General features: G+C 73.0%; 15 protein-coding genes and 4 tRNA genes. 10 read left to right on the top strand and 9 right to left on the bottom strand.

Features of this window, described 5'->3' with window-relative positions; all coding sequences use genetic code 11:
• Nucleotides 1–260: 260 nt before the first annotated feature.
• The gene (locus tag BJY28_RS15835; protein ID WP_218875229.1) at nucleotides 261–1,409 is read left to right on the top strand and encodes an excalibur calcium-binding domain-containing protein; all 1,149 of its coding nucleotides are present in this window, start codon (nucleotides 261–263) and stop codon (nucleotides 1,407–1,409) included.
• Between the two features lie 28 nt (nucleotides 1,410–1,437).
• Nucleotides 1,438–2,133 (top strand): class F sortase, encoded by a 696-nt coding sequence (locus tag BJY28_RS06855; RefSeq protein WP_179462345.1) that lies wholly within the window; start codon nucleotides 1,438–1,440, stop codon nucleotides 2,131–2,133.
• On the opposite strand, the gene BJY28_RS06850 is transcribed toward BJY28_RS06855, so the two are convergent.
• From BJY28_RS06850 to BJY28_RS06825, 6 genes are all read right to left on the bottom strand, one after another.
• Nucleotides 2,094–2,810, bottom strand: a complete 717-nt coding sequence (locus BJY28_RS06850) for an alpha/beta hydrolase (RefSeq protein WP_179462344.1) — start codon at nucleotides 2,808–2,810, stop codon at nucleotides 2,094–2,096. The two genes, BJY28_RS06855 and BJY28_RS06850, sit on opposite strands and share 40 nt — an antisense overlap.
• Complete coding sequence (locus tag BJY28_RS06845) at nucleotides 2,807–3,289, bottom strand: glutathione peroxidase (RefSeq protein WP_179462343.1); 483 nt, start codon at nucleotides 3,287–3,289, stop codon at nucleotides 2,807–2,809. Before BJY28_RS06845 ends, BJY28_RS06850 begins: the two co-directional genes overlap by 4 nt.
• A gap of 61 nt (nucleotides 3,290–3,350) precedes the next feature.
• Nucleotides 3,351–3,947, bottom strand: a complete 597-nt coding sequence (locus tag BJY28_RS06840) for a TetR/AcrR family transcriptional regulator (RefSeq protein WP_179462342.1) — start codon at nucleotides 3,945–3,947, stop codon at nucleotides 3,351–3,353.
• 75 nt (nucleotides 3,948–4,022) lie between these two features.
• Entirely contained in the window at nucleotides 4,023–4,868 is an 846-nt protein-coding gene (locus BJY28_RS06835) for an SDR family oxidoreductase (protein ID WP_179462341.1), read from the bottom strand.
• A gap of 192 nt (nucleotides 4,869–5,060) precedes the next feature.
• A tRNA-Lys gene (locus tag BJY28_RS06830) sits at nucleotides 5,061–5,136 on the bottom strand.
• Nucleotides 5,137–5,205: 69 nt separating this feature from the next.
• Complete coding sequence (locus BJY28_RS06825; protein ID WP_179462340.1) at nucleotides 5,206–6,585, bottom strand: alpha-amylase family glycosyl hydrolase; 1,380 nt, start codon at nucleotides 6,583–6,585, stop codon at nucleotides 5,206–5,208.
• Between the two features lie 87 nt (nucleotides 6,586–6,672).
• On the opposite strand from BJY28_RS06825, the gene BJY28_RS06820 reads away from it, so the two are divergent.
• Both BJY28_RS06820 and BJY28_RS06815 read left to right on the top strand, forming a co-directional pair.
• Nucleotides 6,673–7,773 carry an acyltransferase family protein gene (locus BJY28_RS06820; RefSeq protein WP_179462339.1) on the top strand — a complete coding sequence of 367 codons (1,101 nt, stop codon included), beginning with the start codon at nucleotides 6,673–6,675 and terminating at the stop codon, nucleotides 7,771–7,773.
• Between the two features lie 127 nt (nucleotides 7,774–7,900).
• Nucleotides 7,901–8,914, top strand: a complete 1,014-nt coding sequence (locus tag BJY28_RS06815; RefSeq protein WP_246313363.1) for an Abi family protein — start codon at nucleotides 7,901–7,903, stop codon at nucleotides 8,912–8,914.
• Between the two features lie 17 nt (nucleotides 8,915–8,931).
• Here the strand turns inward: BJY28_RS06815 and BJY28_RS06810 are convergent, their stop codons facing one another.
• Entirely contained in the window at nucleotides 8,932–10,197 is a 1,266-nt protein-coding gene (locus BJY28_RS06810) for a DUF445 domain-containing protein (protein WP_246313362.1), read from the bottom strand.
• Between the two features lie 34 nt (nucleotides 10,198–10,231).
• Here BJY28_RS06810 and BJY28_RS06805 point away from each other — a divergent pair, with 34 nt between their 5' ends.
• From BJY28_RS06805 to BJY28_RS06780, 6 genes are all read left to right on the top strand, one after another.
• Nucleotides 10,232–11,683 carry a GuaB1 family IMP dehydrogenase-related protein gene (locus BJY28_RS06805; RefSeq protein WP_179462338.1) on the top strand — a complete coding sequence of 484 codons (1,452 nt, stop codon included), beginning with the start codon at nucleotides 10,232–10,234 and terminating at the stop codon, nucleotides 11,681–11,683.
• Between the two features lie 33 nt (nucleotides 11,684–11,716).
• Nucleotides 11,717–12,805, top strand: coding sequence for a PHP domain-containing protein (locus BJY28_RS06800; protein WP_179462337.1), 1,089 nt, complete (start codon nucleotides 11,717–11,719; stop codon nucleotides 12,803–12,805).
• Between the two features lie 110 nt (nucleotides 12,806–12,915).
• Nucleotides 12,916–12,988, top strand: a tRNA-Glu gene (locus BJY28_RS06795).
• A gap of 24 nt (nucleotides 12,989–13,012) precedes the next feature.
• Nucleotides 13,013–13,086: transfer RNA gene (locus BJY28_RS06790), tRNA-Asp, on the top strand.
• 25 nt (nucleotides 13,087–13,111) lie between these two features.
• A tRNA-Phe gene (locus BJY28_RS06785) sits at nucleotides 13,112–13,188 on the top strand.
• 122 nt (nucleotides 13,189–13,310) lie between these two features.
• Complete coding sequence (locus BJY28_RS06780; protein WP_179462336.1) at nucleotides 13,311–14,282, top strand: SGNH hydrolase domain-containing protein; 972 nt, start codon at nucleotides 13,311–13,313, stop codon at nucleotides 14,280–14,282.
• Between the two features lie 58 nt (nucleotides 14,283–14,340).
• Here BJY28_RS06780 and BJY28_RS06775 read toward each other — a convergent pair whose 3' ends face one another.
• Together BJY28_RS06775 and BJY28_RS06770 are read right to left on the bottom strand one after the other, a co-directional pair.
• On the bottom strand, nucleotides 14,341–15,744 hold the full coding sequence (locus tag BJY28_RS06775; protein ID WP_179462335.1) for a Dyp-type peroxidase: 1,404 nt from the start codon (nucleotides 15,742–15,744) through the stop codon (nucleotides 14,341–14,343).
• Nucleotides 15,744–16,454, bottom strand: coding sequence for a hypothetical protein (locus BJY28_RS06770; protein ID WP_179462334.1), 711 nt, complete (start codon nucleotides 16,452–16,454; stop codon nucleotides 15,744–15,746). The genes BJY28_RS06775 and BJY28_RS06770 overlap by 1 nt, the downstream gene beginning before the upstream one ends.
• Between the last annotated feature and the right edge of the window lie 52 nt (nucleotides 16,455–16,506).

The raw sequence follows: 16,506 nt of genomic DNA, 5'->3' as shown, positions 1-16,506 counted from the left end.
GGAGGTGGCTGCAATTTGCCCGGGCAGTTGCGGGAGGAGTGTGAATTGCCCGGGCAGTTGCGGGAGGAGTGTGAATTGCCCGGGCAGTTGCGGAGGTGGACTGCAATTTGCCCGGGCAGTTGCGGACCAGAACGAGCAACTGCCCGGGCAGTTGCGCAGGTCATGGGGCCGCAAGAGACGTGAAGGGGGCGGGCTGCTGGTACCTTTCGCGCGTACGCACCGACGTGATCGCGCGTACGCACCGACTTGGGAGGGTCTCGATGCGCCGGTCTGCGCTGCTGCTCACGTCCACGTTCGCCATGGGCGCCACCGGCCTGCTCGGCGCCTCCGTCGCCTCGGCAGCCCCGAACGCTGCGACGGTCAGCTGCTCGGCCGGCTCCACCTTCGCCGTCGACGCCCGGGGGTCGGTCGACGCCGCTACGCAGGGCGCGGTCTCCGATGTGCTGACCGGGCGCGGACTGACCCCGTCCGGTGCCGGCGCGGACGTCACCGTGGTGATCGCCCCGGCCGACCAGCTCTCCCCCACCGGCGACCCGAGCACCCTCGCCGCCGCCTTCGTCGACGACGGGGCCTCGGTCCCGGCGGACGGCGCGGACGTCGCTCACGCCGCGCTCGGTGGCGACACCGCGGCCTTCGCCGGGCTGGTCGACGCCACCTGCGGGACCAGCCCCCAGGACACAACCGCCGACGAGGCCGACGAGAGCACCGGCGACGAGGCCGGGAGCACCGAGGACGACACTGCCGCCGCTGCCGCCACCACGGACGCGCAGACCGCGACCGAGGAGAGCTCCGCTGCGCAGGAGGCTGCCTCCCAGGACGGCGCCGCCGAGGCCGAGGCGTCCGACGAGGCTGCCGCTCCCGTCGCCGACGAGGTCGCCGCCGCGCAGAGCGCACCGGCCGCTGCGAACGACAAGAACTGCGAGGACTTCTCCAGCCAGCCCGAGGCCCAGGCCCACCTGGACGGTCAGGTCGGCGACCCTGACGTCCTGGACCGCGACAACGACGGCCTGGCCTGCGACGACTACGACTACGGCTCCACCGGGACCGAGGCGTCCGACGCGTCGGGCTCGTCCGTGACGGTCGCCGCCGCCTCCGACGACGACTCCGCCGACGTCACGGTGGGCGCCTCCGCCGACGACAAGGACTGCGCCGACTTCGCCACCCAGGCCGAGGCCCAGACCTTCTTCACCAGCAACGGCGGCCCGGCCAGCGACAGCCACCGGCTGGACGCCGACGACGACGGCATCGCCTGCGAGGACCACGCCTACGACTCCTCGCCGCGCACCGACCCGGTCTACATCGACAGCGGTGCCCCCACCGGCACCACGGACGTCGCCGGCCTGACCGCGGGCGGGCTGCTCGTCGCCGCCGGTGCCGCGCTGGGGCTGCGCGCCCGCCGCCGCGCCTGACCAGCCGGCACACCTGACGCGACGCACGGTGCGACGGCTGCTGCTGGGCCTGCTCGCCCTGGCCCTGGTCGTCACCGGCGGGGTGATCGGCTACCGCGCGCTGACGGTCGGCGACCCGCCCCCGGCGGTGCCCCTGCCCGAGCGCACCTACGCCGTGGCCTCACCGAGCCCGGACGACCAGCGCTCCGCCGAGGTCGAGGCCAACCCCGACGACGCGACCCGGACGTCCGAGGCTTCCGGATCGAGCAGCACAGCGGCCGAGGTGGCGATGAGCCCCGACGAGATGGCCGCGAGCCGGCTCTACGTGCCGAGCCTGGGGGTCTACGCCACGCTCACCGACGAAGGGTTCAGCGGCGGCCGCCTCTCCCTGCCGGGCGAGGCCTGGCGCGTGGGGCTGGACACCGGGTCCGCGCCACTGGGATCGGCCTCGGGGACGACGTTGCTGGCCGGGCACGTCGACCACGACGGTGTGCCGGGAGCGCTGCGCGGCCTGGGCGAGATCGCCCCGGGCGCCCTGGTCTACGTCACCGACGCCCGCGGCGAGCGGTCCACCTTCGTCGCCTCGGGGTTGAGCACCTACATCAAGACCGGGCTGCCGCGGGACCTCTTCGACGTCGGCGGCGAGCGGCGGCTGGCGGTGGTCACCTGCGGCGGCCCGATCATCGAGGTCGGCGGCGAGCACCACTACCGGGACAACGTCGTGCTCACCGCGGTCCCGGCCTGACCCGAGCCCTCGCCGGCGGGCAGCACGTCCTGCACCGCCGCCGCGGCGAGGTGGTGCCATCGGGTCGGGTGGCGCAGCAGGGCGTGGTCCCCCTTCGGCACGGAGCGGTAGACCCCGTCTCCGCCAGCGGCGCGTAGCCGGTCGACGAAGGCGGCGGCCCGGGTCGGGCTGCACACGGTGTCCGCGTCGCCGTGGGCGACCCGGACCGGGGTACCCACGAGGTGGTCCACCCCTTCGTCCTCGGCCACCCACGGGGCGAGGGCGACGACACCGGCCACCCCAGGATCGCCCCCGACGCGCAGCGCCACCCAGCCGCCCGAGGAGTGGCCGAGCAGCACGACCGGCAGCCCGTGCTCGGCCTGCAGGCGCCGGACGAGCTCGCGGCACTGGAGCACGCCGCTGCCGCTGGCGGCGACCCAGCCCCCGTCGGTGTTGTGCACCAGCAGCGTGGCCAACCGACCGCGGCCGGCACGACGGACCGCCCGGGCGAAGGGGAGCATCCGCAGCCAGGAGACGTCCCGCCAGGCGTGCGGCTGAGGCTCCTCGGCACGGCCGCCGTGCAGCAGCAGGACGATCGCCTCGGTGCGCGCCGTCATCCGCAGCCGGCCCGGACGGATCGCCGCCATGACGTCGGGGACGCCCCGGTCGAGTCCGGTCGCGCCGGGGCGGTCACTCATGCGGCGAGCGCGCGCTCGATGTCCCCGGTGAGCTTCTGCGGCTTGGTGGTCGAGCCGTAGCGGGCGATGACCTGGCCGTCGCGGCCGACGAGGAACTTCGTGAAGTTCCACTTGATCTTCGAGCCGAGGACGCCGCCCTTCTCCTCGCGGAGCCACCGGTAGACGGGGTGGGCGTCGTCGCCGTTGACGTCCACCTTCGCCATCATCGGGAAGCTGACGCCGTAGTTGCGCTGGCAGAAGCCGCTGATCTCCTCGCTGTCGCCGGGCTCCTGCCCGCCGAACTGGTTGCACGGGAAGCCGACGACGACGAGCCCGCGGTCGCGGTAGTCCTGCCAGAGCTGCTCCAGACCCTCCAGCTGCGGGGTGAAGCCGCACTCGCTGGCGGTGTTGACGACGAGGACGACCTGGCCGTCCAGCTCGGCGAAGTCCATCTCGCCGCCCTCGAGGCGGTCGGCGGTGAAGTCGGTGAGTGCAGTCATGACTCCACGGTAGGTGACGGCGGCGGCTGGTCCGGCGTGATCTTCGGCGCAGCGGACAGAGTCACGCTGACGTCGGCGCCAGCGTCGGCCAGAGCGTGGCGGCCAGCTGGTCGGCCCAGTCCGCCGGCAGCCCGCCGCGCATGGCGTCGGCGACCACCGCGCTGCCGACGATCATCTCGATGACCAGCTGCGGATCGAGGTCGGCGCGCAGGTCCCCGCGGGCCGCGCCGCGCTCGAGATGAGCCCGGAGCGACTCCACCCGGGGACGCACCAGCCGCTCGCGCCACTGCGCCATGAACTCGTCGTCGGCCGCGAGCAGCCGACCCACCACCTGCGAGCCGAGGCGTGACTCGAAGTCCACCTGCAGCCGGCGCAGCAGGTCCCGCAGCCCGGGCTCCCCCGTGGCGATGACGTCGAAGGGGGTCTCCACCTCGAGCTGCTGGGCCACCGCCTCGAGCAGGGCGTAGCGGTCGTCGTAGCGGCGGTAGAGGGTGGTCTTGGCGACGCCGGAGGCGGCGCTGACCGCGTCCATGGTCACCCCGTCCGGGCCCACCCGCCGGAGCAGCTCGATCACCGTGGCGGCGATCTTGGCGTCGGTCGCCTGACGTCGCCGGGCGCGCCGGTCCACCGGTGGTGACGGCGGGGTGCCCAGGCTCATCCCGGCTCCCTTTGACGTCGTCGGTGCGGCTGCAGCGCACCACGATACGCCGGGGGTGGTGCTGCCCGCGCGGCGTCAGCCCCGCTGCGCCAGCAGCTCGGCCAGGGACCGCGCCGGCCGGCCGGTCAGGCGCGGCACGGCGTCCGTGACGTCGGCCAGCTCGCCTGCGGCGATGGCCGTGTAGGTGCTCACCCAGGCGTCCAGCTGCCAGTCCTGCGCCTGCCCGGCGCGGCCGGCGTAGGCCTCCGCGACGCTCTGGTCCTCGTAGGTCACCGACCGGCCGGTCGCCGCGGCGATGGTCGCGGCCGCTTCCCCGAGGGTGATCGCCTCGGGGCCGGTGAGCTCGTAGGTGGCACCCTCGTGGGGTCGTGGGTCGAGCAGGACCGCGGCGGCCGCGGCGGCGATGTCGTCCTGGGCGACGGCGGCGACCCGTCCTTGCCCCGCCGGTCCACGGATGACCCCGTCGGCCTCCACGAGCTCCGGGAGGAAGTCGAGGTAGAAGCAGTCGCGGAGCAGCACCGTGGCCAGACCGCTCGCGCGCAGGTGCTCCTCGGTCGCCCAGTGGTCCCGGGCCAGGGTGAAGGTGGCCGTCGGCGAGGCGCCGTAGAAGGAGACATAGACGAGGCGGTCCACCCCCGCGTCGGCGGCCGCGTCGATGAAGGTGCGGTGCTGGTCTACCCGGTCCGGGGTCTCCGATCCGGAGACCATGAGGACCGTCTCGGCGCCCGCCAGGGCGCTGCGGACGAGATCGCCGTCGGCGTAGTCGCAGCGCAGCACGTCGGCGCCGGGCAGCTGCGGTGCACGCTCCGGCGAGCGCACCGCGAGGCGCTGCGGCACGCCGCGGTCGGCCAGCAGCCTGGCCACCCGGCCACCCAGGCGGCCGGTGGCGCCGGTGACGACGATCGGGGTCGGGGTGTCCATGGTTCCTCCTGGCGGGCCGCGGTCCGGCAGAGACCCACGGTGTCGGGCGTGCTCACGGCGAGCCTCAGCCAACCATGCTCGCGCGGCACCGGCGCAGCAGGCAGGTACTGCCAGTACGGCGGCCCGGCGCAGGCGCTGAACCGGGAGCCGGCGCGCAGCACCACCTTGCGGATCGACCGGCGCTGAGTGGCGTGGTGGGCCCCGTGGGGCTCGAACCCACAACCTACGGATTAAAAGTCCGCAGCTCTGCCAGTTGAGCTAGAGGCCCTGGCGGGCACAGGGTAGCCGCGAGCGCCGAAGGGCCGAGCCCAGGGAGCAACCCCGGAGCCGACGCAGCTCAGCCCAGGACCGCCCAGCCCAGCGGCGGCAGCAGCAGCCCGTCCTCGGTGGCCTCGGCCTGGCCGGCGAGCACCGGCAGACCGGCGATCTCCGGGTCGGCGGGCAGCACCGCGCCGTCGTCGGCGAGGTTGAGCGCGACGACGAGCCGCTCCCCGCCCGGAGCACCGTCGTCACCGTCGCGGGACTGCCCGTCGTCGCCCCCGGACCCGTCATCCGTCGCCCCCTCCCGGGGGGACATGACGTAGAGCAGCTGCTCGTTGGCCAGGTGCCGCTGCTCGTGCCTCGCGCGGTGCAGCCACGGGTGCCGACGGCGCAGCCCGATGAGCTCCTGGTGCAGGTGATAGGTCGGCTCGCCCAGCGACGACAGCCCCTCGGGGGTGTCCGGGAAGGGCGGACGGATCTCGTCGTCGCCCCCTTCGCGCTCCTCCTTGACCCCGCGGAAGGCATGCTCGTCCCCCGCGTAGATCGCCGGGGTGCCGCCGAGGGTGAGCAGCAGCAAGAGGGCGTGCGCGAGCATCCGCTCGTCGGAGAGCTGGCTGGCGATCCGGGTGACGTCGTGGTTGCCGACGAAGGTCCACGGCACGAAGCGGTCCAGCAGCTCCTCGTGCCGGCCCATCGTCCACGCGGTCTCGTAGAGGTTGCGCTCCTCCAGCCCGGACCAGATCGCCTTCCACAGCTCGTACTGGGTGACCGCGTCCATCCCGGAGCGCTCGACGATGTCGACGTAGTCGCCGTGGATGACCTCGCCGACGACGTAGACCTCGGGGTGCGCCTCGCGCACCGCCGGCAGCACCCCGGCCCAGAAGTCGGCCGGCACCGCGTAGGCCGCGTCGAGCCGCCAGGCGTCGACCCCCTTCGCGCACCAGCGGGTCATGACGTCGGTGACCAGGCGGCGCACCTGCGGGGAGCCGTGGTCCAGCGCCGCGAGCAGGTCGTGCCCCTCGAAGTCGCCGATGCTCGCCCGCCCGTGCTCGTCCCACTCCAGCGCGAACATCCCGGCGGTCGGCGCCTGCGGGCCGCCCTCGAGCGCGGCGAGCAGGTCAGGGTGCTGGCGGCCGACGTGGTTGAAGACCCCGTCGAGCATGATCCGCAGCCCCCGCTCGTGGCAGGCGGCGACGAAGGTGTCGAAGTCGGCCTCGGTGCCCAGCCGCTCGTCGATGGCGAAGTGGTCGAGGGTGTCGTAGCCGTGCGTCGAGGAGGCGAAGATCGGGCCGAGCGCGATCCCCGAGCAGCCGAGCTCCTGGGCGTGGTCGAGCCAGGGCACGAGGTCGGCCAGGGTGCGCCCGGGCGTCCGGTCAGCACCGGTCGGGTCGGCGCCGAGGAAGCCCAGCGGGTAGAGGTGCCACCAGATGCTGTGCTCGACCCACTCCGGCTCCATGGCACGCACGCTACCCACCGGCGCGGTCAGCGTCCTCACAGCGGCCGCCCACGTTCCTCTGCGGCGCGGACGTCAGGGTCTGCGGCGATGTCCCCTTCGCTCGGCTCCGCCCTGTCCGGACGCGACAACGCCCTGGGCGCGGTGCGTCTCGTGCTGGCCGCCGCCGTCATCCTCGGCCACTCCTGGTCGCTGGGCGGCTACGAGGACAGCCGCCTGCAGCAGGTCGCGGACGTCGCGGTGAGCGGCTTCTTCGCCCTCTCCGGCTACCTCATCGCCGGCAGCCGGGTGCGCACCGACCTGATCACCTATGCCTCGCGGCGGGCCCGGCGGATCCTGCCCGGCTTCTGGGTGGCGCTGCTCGTCGTCGCGCTGGTCTTCGCGCCGCTCGGCGGGCTGGTCACCGGGCGCGGCTGGGAGCCGGGCGACTCCCTCGACTACGTCCTGGGCAACGGGCTGCTGGTGATGACCGAGCACAGCATCGGCGCCACCCTCGCCGGGGCGCCGTCGCCGGGCCAGTGGAACGGGTCGCTGTGGACGCTGATGTACGAGCTCGGTGCCTACCTGCTGTGCGGCGCGCTGCTCGGGATCCCGTGGGTCCGGCGCCACCTGCTGGCCACCTCGGCGGTACTGGCGCTGGGCATCCCGGCTCTCGCCTGGACGCTCGGCGACCTGCCGGGGAGCCTGACGATGCTGGAGAGCGCGCTGCGCCTATTCGGCTTCTTCGCCGCCGGGATGCTGGCCTACGCGCTGCGTGACCGGCTGCGCCCCTCGACCCCGGCGGCGCTGGCCGCGACCGCGCTCGTGCTGGGCCTCGCCGTGGCCGGCCCGAGCGCGCTGCACCTGCTGGGCACGCTGCCGCTGACCTACCTGCTGCTGCACGTGGGGGCGACCTGGCAGACGACGCTCGGCTCCGGCGCGGACCACTCCTACGGGCTGTACGTCTACGGCTGGCCGGTGCAGCAGCTGCTCGCCCTCCTCGGGGTCGGCGCGCTGCTGCCCGTCTGGGGCTTCGCCGCGGTGTCGGTGGCGCTCACCCTGCCGCTGGCCGCGGTGTCCTGGCGGCTCGCGGAGCGGCCCGCGCTGCGGGCAGGGCGGGCCGCCCCGGTGACGTTGCTGCCTACGCGCGAGATGACGGTGCGACCGGCAACCTCGCTGGATCCGCACCACAGCCTCGGGTCGATCCGCTGAGTATCGGCGCGACGAAGCTGCAGCATCCCGTTGTCCACAGGCATCGGAGCCAGAAGCAGCCGTTCGGCCCGCCAATCCTGCTAGCCTCAAGAGCACAACATCCCCCACGCCTCTCCACGATGCGCACTTGGGGGATTTTCTCTGCACGGGGGGCGACATGGCCGCAGCACGACAGCGCGGCCCCCGCACGTACGAGAAGCCTCCGCTCAGCGCCGATGACCTCGTCACCCGCATGGTCGACCGCGGTCTCCAGGTACCGGATCGAGACCGGGCTCGTCGTTATCTCCGGCACATCGGGTACTTCCGCCTCTCCCCCTACACGATCCCGTTCCAGCAGGACGGCTCAGATCACGCGTTCGTCGACGGGACGACGTTCGACCAGGTGCTCGACCTCTACGCCTTCGACCGGGCGCTGCGGCTCCTGGTGCTCGACGCCGTGGAGCGGGTGGAGGTGGCGGTGCGGGCAGCGATCACCGACCACATGTCCACGCACTACGGCGACCCCCACTGGTACACGCACGCACGCCACTTCAGCCAGGAGAGCCAGCACGACCGGCTCCTGAAGATCGTGCATGAGACGTGCCAGGAGAAGCTGCGTACCCGGGCCGAGACGGCAGAAGGCTCCCTCGACCACCGCTCCGCTCTCGAGCACTACCTGCTGACCTACGGATCACCCGACCTCCCGCCCTCTTGGCTGATGGTCGAGACCCTGACCCTCGGGCAGCTGAGCGCTCTCTACCGCAACCTCCAGAGCCGTGCAGACCAGTCCGCTGTCGCGCGCAGCCTCGGCCTGAACGAGCCGCTCCTGTCCTCGTGGCTCCAGACCTACGTCCGCATCCGCAACATCTGCGCCCACCACGGCCGCCTCTGGAACGTCGGTCTCGGCGTCTACCCGAAGATCCCCCGGTCGCCGTCGGTCTCGTGGCTGGAGCACGATCAGGCGCTGCCCGAGAGGTCGCGACGACGGGTGTACCCGGCCCTGGTGTCCTTGCAATCGGTCCTCGACACGGTCTCGCCGCGCAGCAGCTGGGCAGGCAGGCTGCACCACCTGATCGAGTCGCGCCCGGCCATGAACATGCGCGGCATGGGGGTCCCGGAGGACTGGTCGGCCGACCCCTTCTGGAGCCGTCATCTGGGCTGACTGTCCCGCTGACCGCGTCAGGAGAGCAGCTGGCTGACGGCGTGGATGACCAGCCCGGCGAGCGCCCCGACCACCGTGCCGTTGATCCGGATGAACTGCAGGTCCCGCCCGACGAAGAGCTCGATCCGCTCGCTGGCCTGCTCGGCGTCCCAGCGCTCGACGGTGATCGAGATGACCCCGGCCAGCTCGTCGCCGTAGGTGTTGACGACGAAGGCGACCGCCTCGCCGAGGTGGGTCTCCAGCCGGGCCCGCCACGCCTCGTCGTGCACCAGGTGCTCCCCGAGGTGAGCCAGCAGCTCGTCGCCGCGGCGCCACAGATAGCTCTCCCGGTCGGCCATCGCCGCGAGCAGCGCGGTGCGCACCGACTGCCAGATCGCCACCGCGGTCTCCGGCACCTGCGGGTGGCCCAGCAGCCGCTCCTTGAGCGCCTCGGCGCCGGCCATCACCTCGGGGTCGTGCTGCAGGTCGTCGGCCAGCCGCCGCAGCAGGTCGTCCAGCGCCACCCGGGCCGGGTGGTCCGGGGTGGCGCGCACGTCGGCCAGCCAGGCCAGCGCCTGCTGGTAGGTCCAGGAGATGACCCGCTCGTCCACCCACGGCGGGCTCCACCACGGGGCCCGCTCGCCGACCACCTCGGCGAAGGCGTCCGGGTTGTCGGTCAGCCAGCCGTGCACCTCCTCGAGGCCGAGGTCGACCAGACCGGTGTGGTTGCCGGCCTCGACGACCCCCTCGAGCAGCGACCCGAGCAGCGGGCTCACCGGCTCCCGCGCCAGGCGCGGCAGCAGCAGCTCGTCGAGGAAGTCCCGGACGGCGTCGTCCTGCAGCCGCTGCAGCCCGGCGCTGCCGGCGCGGACCCCTTCGACCAGCACCCGCTCACGGTGCGCCGGGTCGCCCAGCCACGTGCCCAGCCGCTGCCCCACCCGGGCGGAGGCCAGCCGGTCGCGGGCGATCTCCTCGGTGAGGAAGTTCTCGGTGACGAACTCCTGCAGGTTGCGGCCGAGCTCGTCCTTGCGGCGCTTGACCAGGGCGGTGTGCGGGATCGGCAGCCCCAGCGGGTGCCGGAAGAGCGCGGTGACGGCGAACCAGTCGGCCAGCGCGCCGACCATCGCGGCCTCGGAGGCGGTGCTCACGTAGCCCCACACCCCGTCGTGGTCCAGGCGCAGGGTGAGCACGTAGACGAGCGCGGCGAGCAGCAGCAGCCCGGTGGCCACCGCACGCATCCGGCGCAGCCCGGCCCGTCGCCGCTCGTCGGCCGGGGACTCCTGGAGGAAGCTCACGGCGCACATCCTCTCCCACGGACCAGACCTAGACTGGACCGTCGTGGAGTTCCTCAACGGCCTGCTGCCGACGCACGACCTCACCTACGACGACGTCTTCATGGTTCCCCGCCGCAGCGACGTCGCCTCGCGCCACGGGGTGGACCTGGCTAGCACCGACGGCACCGGCTCGACGGTCCCGCTCGTCGTGGCCAACATGACCGCGGTCGCCGGGCGCCGGATGGCCGAGACGACCGCCCGCCGCGGCGCGCTGACCGTCATCCCGCAGGACATCCCGGTCGACGTGGTCCGCGAGGTCGTCGCGCACGTCAAGTCCCGGCACCTCGTCCACGACACCGCGGTGACCCTGGCCCCGCACGAGACCGTCGGCGAGGCGCTGGTGCTGCTCGGCAAGCGGGCGCACGGCGCCGGGGTGGTCGTCGCCGACGCCGGCAGCGCCCGCCCGCGGGTGCTCGGGCTGGTCACCGCGCGCGACCTGCAGGGCGTGGACCGCTTCACCCAGGTCGAGCAGGTGATGTACCCCGACCCGATGACGGTGCGCGATCAGGACGACCCGCGGACCGCCTTCGAGGCGCTGCACGCCGCGCGCCGGCACGTCGCCCCGGTGGTCGACGCCGACGGCGGTCTCGTCGGCATCGCCACCCGCAAGGCCGCGGTGCGCGCGAGCATGTACCGCCCGGCCGTCGACGACCAGGGGCGGCTGCGGGTCGCCGCCGCCGTCGGCATCAACGGCGACGTCGCCGGCAAGGCGGCCGCGCTGCTCGAGGCCGGCGTGGACGTGCTCGTCATCGACACCGCGCACGGCCACCAGGAGAAGATGCTCGAGGCGCTGCGCACCGTCCGCGGGCTCGACCCGCAGGTGCCGCTGGTCGCCGGCAACGTCGTCTCCGCCGAGGGCACCCGCGACCTCATCCACGCCGGCGCGGACATCGTCAAGGTCGGCGTCGGGCCCGGCGCGATGTGCACCACCCGGATGATGACCGCGGTCGGCCGCCCCCAGCTGTCCGCGGTGCTGGAGTGCGCCGCCGCGGCCCGCGAGCTGGGCGCGCACGTGTGGGCCGACGGCGGGGTGCGCCACCCCCGCGACGTCGCGCTCGCGCTGGCCGCCGGCGCCAGCAACGTCATGATCGGCTCCTGGCTGGCCGGCACCCTGGAGTCGCCCGGCGACCTCGTCGTCGACGCCGACGGACGGCAGTACAAGGAGTCCTTCGGGATGGCCTCGGCCCGGGCGGTGCGCGGCCGGACCGCGGAGGACTCCCCCTTCGACCGGGCCCGCAAGGGCCTCTTCGAGGAGGGCATCTCGGCGGCCCGGATGTACATCGACCCCGAGCGCCCCGGTGTCGAGGACGTCATCGACGAGATCGTCGCCGGGGTGCGCAGCTCGTGCACCTATGCCGGGGCGAGCAGCCTGGCCGAGTTCCACGAGCGGGCGGTCGTCGGCATCCAGTCCACCGCCGGATACGCCGAGGGGCGCCCGCTGCACACCTCGTGGTGACCCGGCCGACCCACCGCGACGAAGGGAGTACCGATGCACCAGCTGGACCCGCTGACCGCTCCGGTCGAGCCGCGCGAGGCGCTGCGCCGGACCGCCTACCTGCTCGAGCGCGGCCGCCAGCACAGCCGCCGGGTCGAGGCCTTCCGCGGGGCGGTGGCCGTGGTCGACGAGGTCGGCGAAGACGAGATCCGCGAGCGTGCCGAGGCCGGCACCCTCACCGAGCTGGCCGGGATCGGCGGGTCCACCGCCGGGGTGATCGCCCAGGCGGTCGCCGGCGAGCTGCCGGACTACCTGGAGCGCCAGCAGCGCGAGCACGGCGGACCACTGGTCGAGGACGAGGCTGCCGCCGGCGCAGGCGACTCCACCCTCGACCCGGCCGCCGCGGAATACCTCGCGGCGATCGTCGGCGACTGCCACAGCCACTCCGACTGGTCCGACGGCGGCAGCCCGATCCAGGAGATGGTGCTCACCGCGGTCGAGCTCGGCCAGGAGTGGCTCGTGCTCACCGACCACTCCCCGCGGCTGCGGGTGGCCAACGGCCCGTCCGCGGACCGGCTGCGCCAGCAGCTGCGGCTGGTGGACGGCATCAACCGCTCGCTCGGCGACTCCTTCCGGCTGCTCAAGGGCATCGAGGTGGACATCCTCGACGACGGCTCGCTGGACCAGAGCGAGGAGATGCTCGGCCGGCTCGACGTGGTCACCGCGAGCGTGCACAGCACGCTGCGGATGGCGAAGGGGGCGATGACCGAGCGGATGCTCGCCGCGGTCCGCAACCCGCGGGTCGACGTGCTCGGGCACTGCACCGGGCGGCTGGTCACCGGCTCGCGGGGCACCCGGCCGCAGAGCGAGTTCGACGCGCGGGCCGTCTTCGAGGCGTGCGCCGAGCACGACGTCGCCGTGGAGATCAACTCCCGCCCCGAGCGCTGCGACCCGCCGGACGACCTGCTCGAGCTGGCGCTGGAGATCGGCTGCCTCGTCGCCATCGACTCCGACGCGCACGCCCCCGGGCAGCTGGAGATGAAGGCCTACGGCGCCCAGCGCGCCGCCCGGCTCGGGGTTCCGCTGGACCGGGTGGTGACGACCTGGTCGGCCGACCGGCTGCTCGGCTGGGCGGGACCCTGACCTCCGCCCTGCTGCCGGTTTTGGCGTTGGCGGGCTCGGGACGTATGCTTCTCGACGTCCTCGACGGATTCGGGTGCTGCCTGCTGCGCGGCGAGGGGTCTGGTCGACAGGTCCCCATCGTCTAGCGGCCTAGGACCCCGCCCTTTCACGGCGGTAGCACGGGTTCGAATCCCGTTGGGGATACGCAAGTCCTGCCTTGCACCACAAGGCCCTGTAGCGCAGTTGGTTAGCGCGCCGCCCTGTCACGGCGGAGGTCGCGGGTTCGAGTCCCGTCAGGGTCGCTCGTCACGTCAGCGGGCGTGACCCGGCCAGGTAGCTCAGTTGGTACGAGCGTCCGACTGAAAATCGGAAGGTCGGCGGTTCGACCCCGCCCCTGGCCACCACGAGATCTGCATGACGAAGGGCGCCCCGAGCGGGGCGCCCTTCGTCGTCCCCCTGCCGGCGACCCGGCGGCGTCTCGTCGTGTCCGACCAGATCTCGGCCGCGAGGCTGCGACGATGCCGCCATGCCGACCGCCCGGACCGCACGCTCCGCCCCCGCAGCGCTGCTCGCGAGCGCGGCGCTGCTGCTCGCCGGGTGCGGCGGATCCGAGGGGTCCGGCGACGGCTCGGGCGCGGGCTCGTCCACCGAGCCGTCGCGCACGATCACCGTGCCGGCGCCCAGCCCGGGCGGGTCCGGCGAGGGGCTGCGGCCGGACCCCTCGGTCGCGCACGAGGACAAGCCGGACGCCTACGACCAGGGCTGCCAGGCCCGGCCGGGCAGCAGCGAGGTGATCACCTGCACCTTCGGCGCCGAGGACCCGGGCGACGCCGGCACGAGCGTCGCCCTCGTCGGCGACTCCAAGGCGATGCAGTGGCTGCCCGCGCTGGAGGCGATCGCCGAGGAGGAGGGCTGGCGGGTGGTGACGATGACGAAGTCGGGCTGCCAGTGGACCGACGCCATCTCCACCGTCGACGGCGCCCCCGACGCGGAGTGCCACGCCTGGGGCGCGCAGGTCACCGACGACCTGCTCGAGCTCTCCCCGGACCTCGTCACCTCGGGGGTCCGCAACCGGGCCGCGACGGTCGAGAACCCCGGGCAGCGCAGCGTGGGCGCGCTGGCCGACGGCTACGCGCAGGTGTGGGACGAGGTGACCGCAGCGGGCAGCCCGGTCGCGGTGCTCACCGACACCCCGCAGCCCGGCGACCTCGAGGACGTGCCCACCTGTGTCGCCACCCACCCCGGCGACGCCGAGGCCTGCACCATCCCCTTCAACGAGGGGTCCGGCACGGAACCGCTGCGGGCCGGGGTGGAGCGCTCCGAGCAGGCCCGGCTGATCGACCTCACCAGCGTGCTCTGCCCGGAGCAGACCTGCCGCCCGACCTTCGGGGACGTGCTCATCTACCGCGAGGGCTCGCACGTCACCGCCACCTACGCCGCCGAGCTGGCGCCCACGCTGCGCCCCGCGCTCACCGAGGCGCTCACCGCCTCCTTCTGACGCATCCGCTCACCTTGCCCCTCCCCGCTCAGACTGCAGGCCGAGCGGATGCAGCTGCCTAGGCGGTCGAGGTGGACGGGGCGTGCTGCTCCAGCCAGCCTGCGCGGCCGATCCACTCCAGCGCCGGCAACGACGGCATGAACATGTACTCCCCGCCCCGTAGCCGGTTGAAGGTGCTCACCCCGCTCACCCGACGCCGTACCGGCTCGTCCGGGATGGTGAAGTTCCCCGGCGCCTCGTGCACACCGACGACGGGATCACGCTCGTCACCCAGATCGATGAAGTTGCCGCGGTTGATCCACTCCTGCTGGAGGAACTCGATCGTGTCGTACGCCCGGGCGCTGATGAAGATGAAGAAGATGCCTCTGTCCTCTGCGGCGTCGTCGGCCGCGGTGAGATCCCGCCGCCACGCCGGGCCGAAGGTGGAGGACCGTCGGATGATCCGGTGCAGGTTGACGTCGGTGAGGATGGTCAGCTCGCCGTCTCGTGGGTTCATCCGACGTGAGTGCGCCGAGTAGGGGCAGGCGAGACCGTGCGCATCGTCGGCGTAGCCGAAGTCGTCGTTGCGCTCGGGATCCGCACCCAGAGCGGGGTCGTCGGCCTCGGGCGCCAGCACCAGCGGCGCACCGGAGCGCCACCGCCCGACCATCTTCGCCCCCAGGAGATCTTGCTCGTCGACGGTGCTGCCACTGTCACGCAAGAAGTCGTTCCAGGCTCCTACGCGGCTCTGGTACTTGCGCACCACGACGAAGGAGCCGTTGCGACCCAGGATGTCGGGCGAGGGCATGGCCACCGGCGCACCGGTCTCGCTGTCCTCGCCGAGGACGAACTCTCCCGCGGCGATCGCCCGCTCCTGCCCCGGAACCGGGACCACCCCGGAGCCGGCGACGGTCGGTTGCGCGATCGAGTCCCGGTACCCGAAGGGGTTGGCCGCCTCCTCGTCGACACCGAACTCATGGACTCCGAGGAGAGTCACGCCGACGGCATCGTCCAGCGTCGCGAGCGCCTGCTCTCGCGCAGCCCTCAGCTCCGGCTGGCCGACGGCGTAGATCGTCACCGCCACGTGACAGCCGTCATCGCCGAACACCTCCTCCCAGGTCTCCGGGGCGTTCTCTCCGACGTCCCGCAGCTGCTCGGCACGAGCCGCCATCCCCTGCTGGAAGGGCAGCGGGAAGGTGGCCAGCGACTCCTCAGGAACCGCCAGCGCCCTCAGCCCGGCATGGCTGATCGCCACCCCGACCCATGCGTCGCGATCCTGTGCCCAGTCCTGGGCCGAGGGGACGTGCTGCGCGATCCGGGCGATCACGTCCCGTCCGCCCGCCGCCTCGTCCACCCGCAGCATGGCGTGCAGCCCGACGTAGGGCTCGGGCCGGGCCCGGAGGATCAGCGCCTGGATCTGGTCCAGATCGAGCGAGACGTGCTCACGTCGGAAGCGCGACCGGAGCTGATCGAGGTAGCCCATCAGTAGTCGACCCCCTGCGGGTCGTTGACCCGCTCCGAGAGCCGGGTCAGCGCGTCCCGGGTCGTGGGGTCGAGGGTGTCGTGCCCAGACATGCTGTCGAAGAACTCGTCCAGCGCCTGCTGGGTGCGCTGCATCCTGCGGACGTCGACCACGGTCACCTGGGGGTTGGCCACGAACCAGCCCGCGGCGTCGATCTGGTGCTCGGCGATGAAGTCCTTGACCGCTGGCGAGTCGATCCCTGGCCACCCCTCGACGTTGGCGAAGAGCAGGTCCATGAGCTCGGGGATCTTCGTCGCGAAGTCGTTGATGTAGGTGTCCCAGTCCCCGTCGTAGGCGGTGGCGAAGATGATGCGGGTGTCCTCGTCGAAGAAGACGAACCGCATGTCGTGCAGCGTGGACACCCGCTGAGCACCGTCGAAGTTGCCGCCGGTGAGGTTGAAGATCCGACGCAACCGGTCGGCACCGCCCGGACGGAGCGTCGCGATCGCGGTGAGCTCGGAGACGTTGCCGGACTGCCGCCCGACCCGGCCTGCCGACCGGGAGCTCCCGTCGTAGAGGTGGTTGTGCTCCCGGGTGATCGCCTCCACCGCGATCTTCCCGAGCGTCGGTACGTCCTGAGCGACCTCTGCGGCGATCCGCCGCAGCTCCTCGAGTCGGGTCTCCTCGTCGAGACGGGGGTCCGGGTCGCCGGGGCGGGGCTGGTCCTTCATCGTGCTCTCCCTTCGTCGGGGCTGGGCCTCTCGGGCTCGCTGCGCTGGATCC

It is taken from the genome of Janibacter alkaliphilus, assembly GCF_013408565.1.
In the GTDB taxonomy this organism is placed as follows: Bacteria; Actinomycetota; Actinomycetes; order Actinomycetales; family Dermatophilaceae; genus Janibacter; species Janibacter alkaliphilus.
The sequence above is the reverse complement of the archived record's forward strand: the minus strand, read 5'-3'. Positions and strand labels throughout refer to the sequence as shown.

Excerpts from the sequence above, each read along its gene's own strand:
- BJY28_RS15835 (WP_218875229.1), top strand. The coding sequence starts at position 261 with ATGCGCCGGTCTGCGCTGCTGCTCACGTCCACGTTCGCCATGGGCGCC.
- BJY28_RS06850 (WP_179462344.1), bottom strand. The coding sequence starts at position 2,810 with ATGAGTGACCGCCCCGGCGCGACCGGACTCGACCGGGGCGTCCCCGAC.
- BJY28_RS06845 (WP_179462343.1), bottom strand. The coding sequence starts at position 3,289 with ATGACTGCACTCACCGACTTCACCGCCGACCGCCTCGAGGGCGGCGAG.
- BJY28_RS06840 (WP_179462342.1), bottom strand. The coding sequence starts at position 3,947 with ATGAGCCTGGGCACCCCGCCGTCACCACCGGTGGACCGGCGCGCCCGG.
- BJY28_RS06835 (WP_179462341.1), bottom strand. The coding sequence starts at position 4,868 with ATGGACACCCCGACCCCGATCGTCGTCACCGGCGCCACCGGCCGCCTG.
- BJY28_RS06825 (WP_179462340.1), bottom strand. The coding sequence starts at position 6,585 with ATGGAGCCGGAGTGGGTCGAGCACAGCATCTGGTGGCACCTCTACCCG.
- BJY28_RS06820 (WP_179462339.1), top strand. The coding sequence starts at position 6,673 with ATGTCCCCTTCGCTCGGCTCCGCCCTGTCCGGACGCGACAACGCCCTG.
- BJY28_RS06810 (WP_246313362.1), bottom strand. The coding sequence starts at position 10,197 with ATGTGCGCCGTGAGCTTCCTCCAGGAGTCCCCGGCCGACGAGCGGCGA.
- BJY28_RS06800 (WP_179462337.1), top strand. The coding sequence starts at position 11,717 with ATGCACCAGCTGGACCCGCTGACCGCTCCGGTCGAGCCGCGCGAGGCG.
- BJY28_RS06780 (WP_179462336.1), top strand. The coding sequence starts at position 13,311 with ATGCCGACCGCCCGGACCGCACGCTCCGCCCCCGCAGCGCTGCTCGCG.
- BJY28_RS06775 (WP_179462335.1), bottom strand. The coding sequence starts at position 15,744 with ATGGGCTACCTCGATCAGCTCCGGTCGCGCTTCCGACGTGAGCACGTC.
- BJY28_RS06770 (WP_179462334.1), bottom strand. The coding sequence starts at position 16,454 with ATGAAGGACCAGCCCCGCCCCGGCGACCCGGACCCCCGTCTCGACGAG.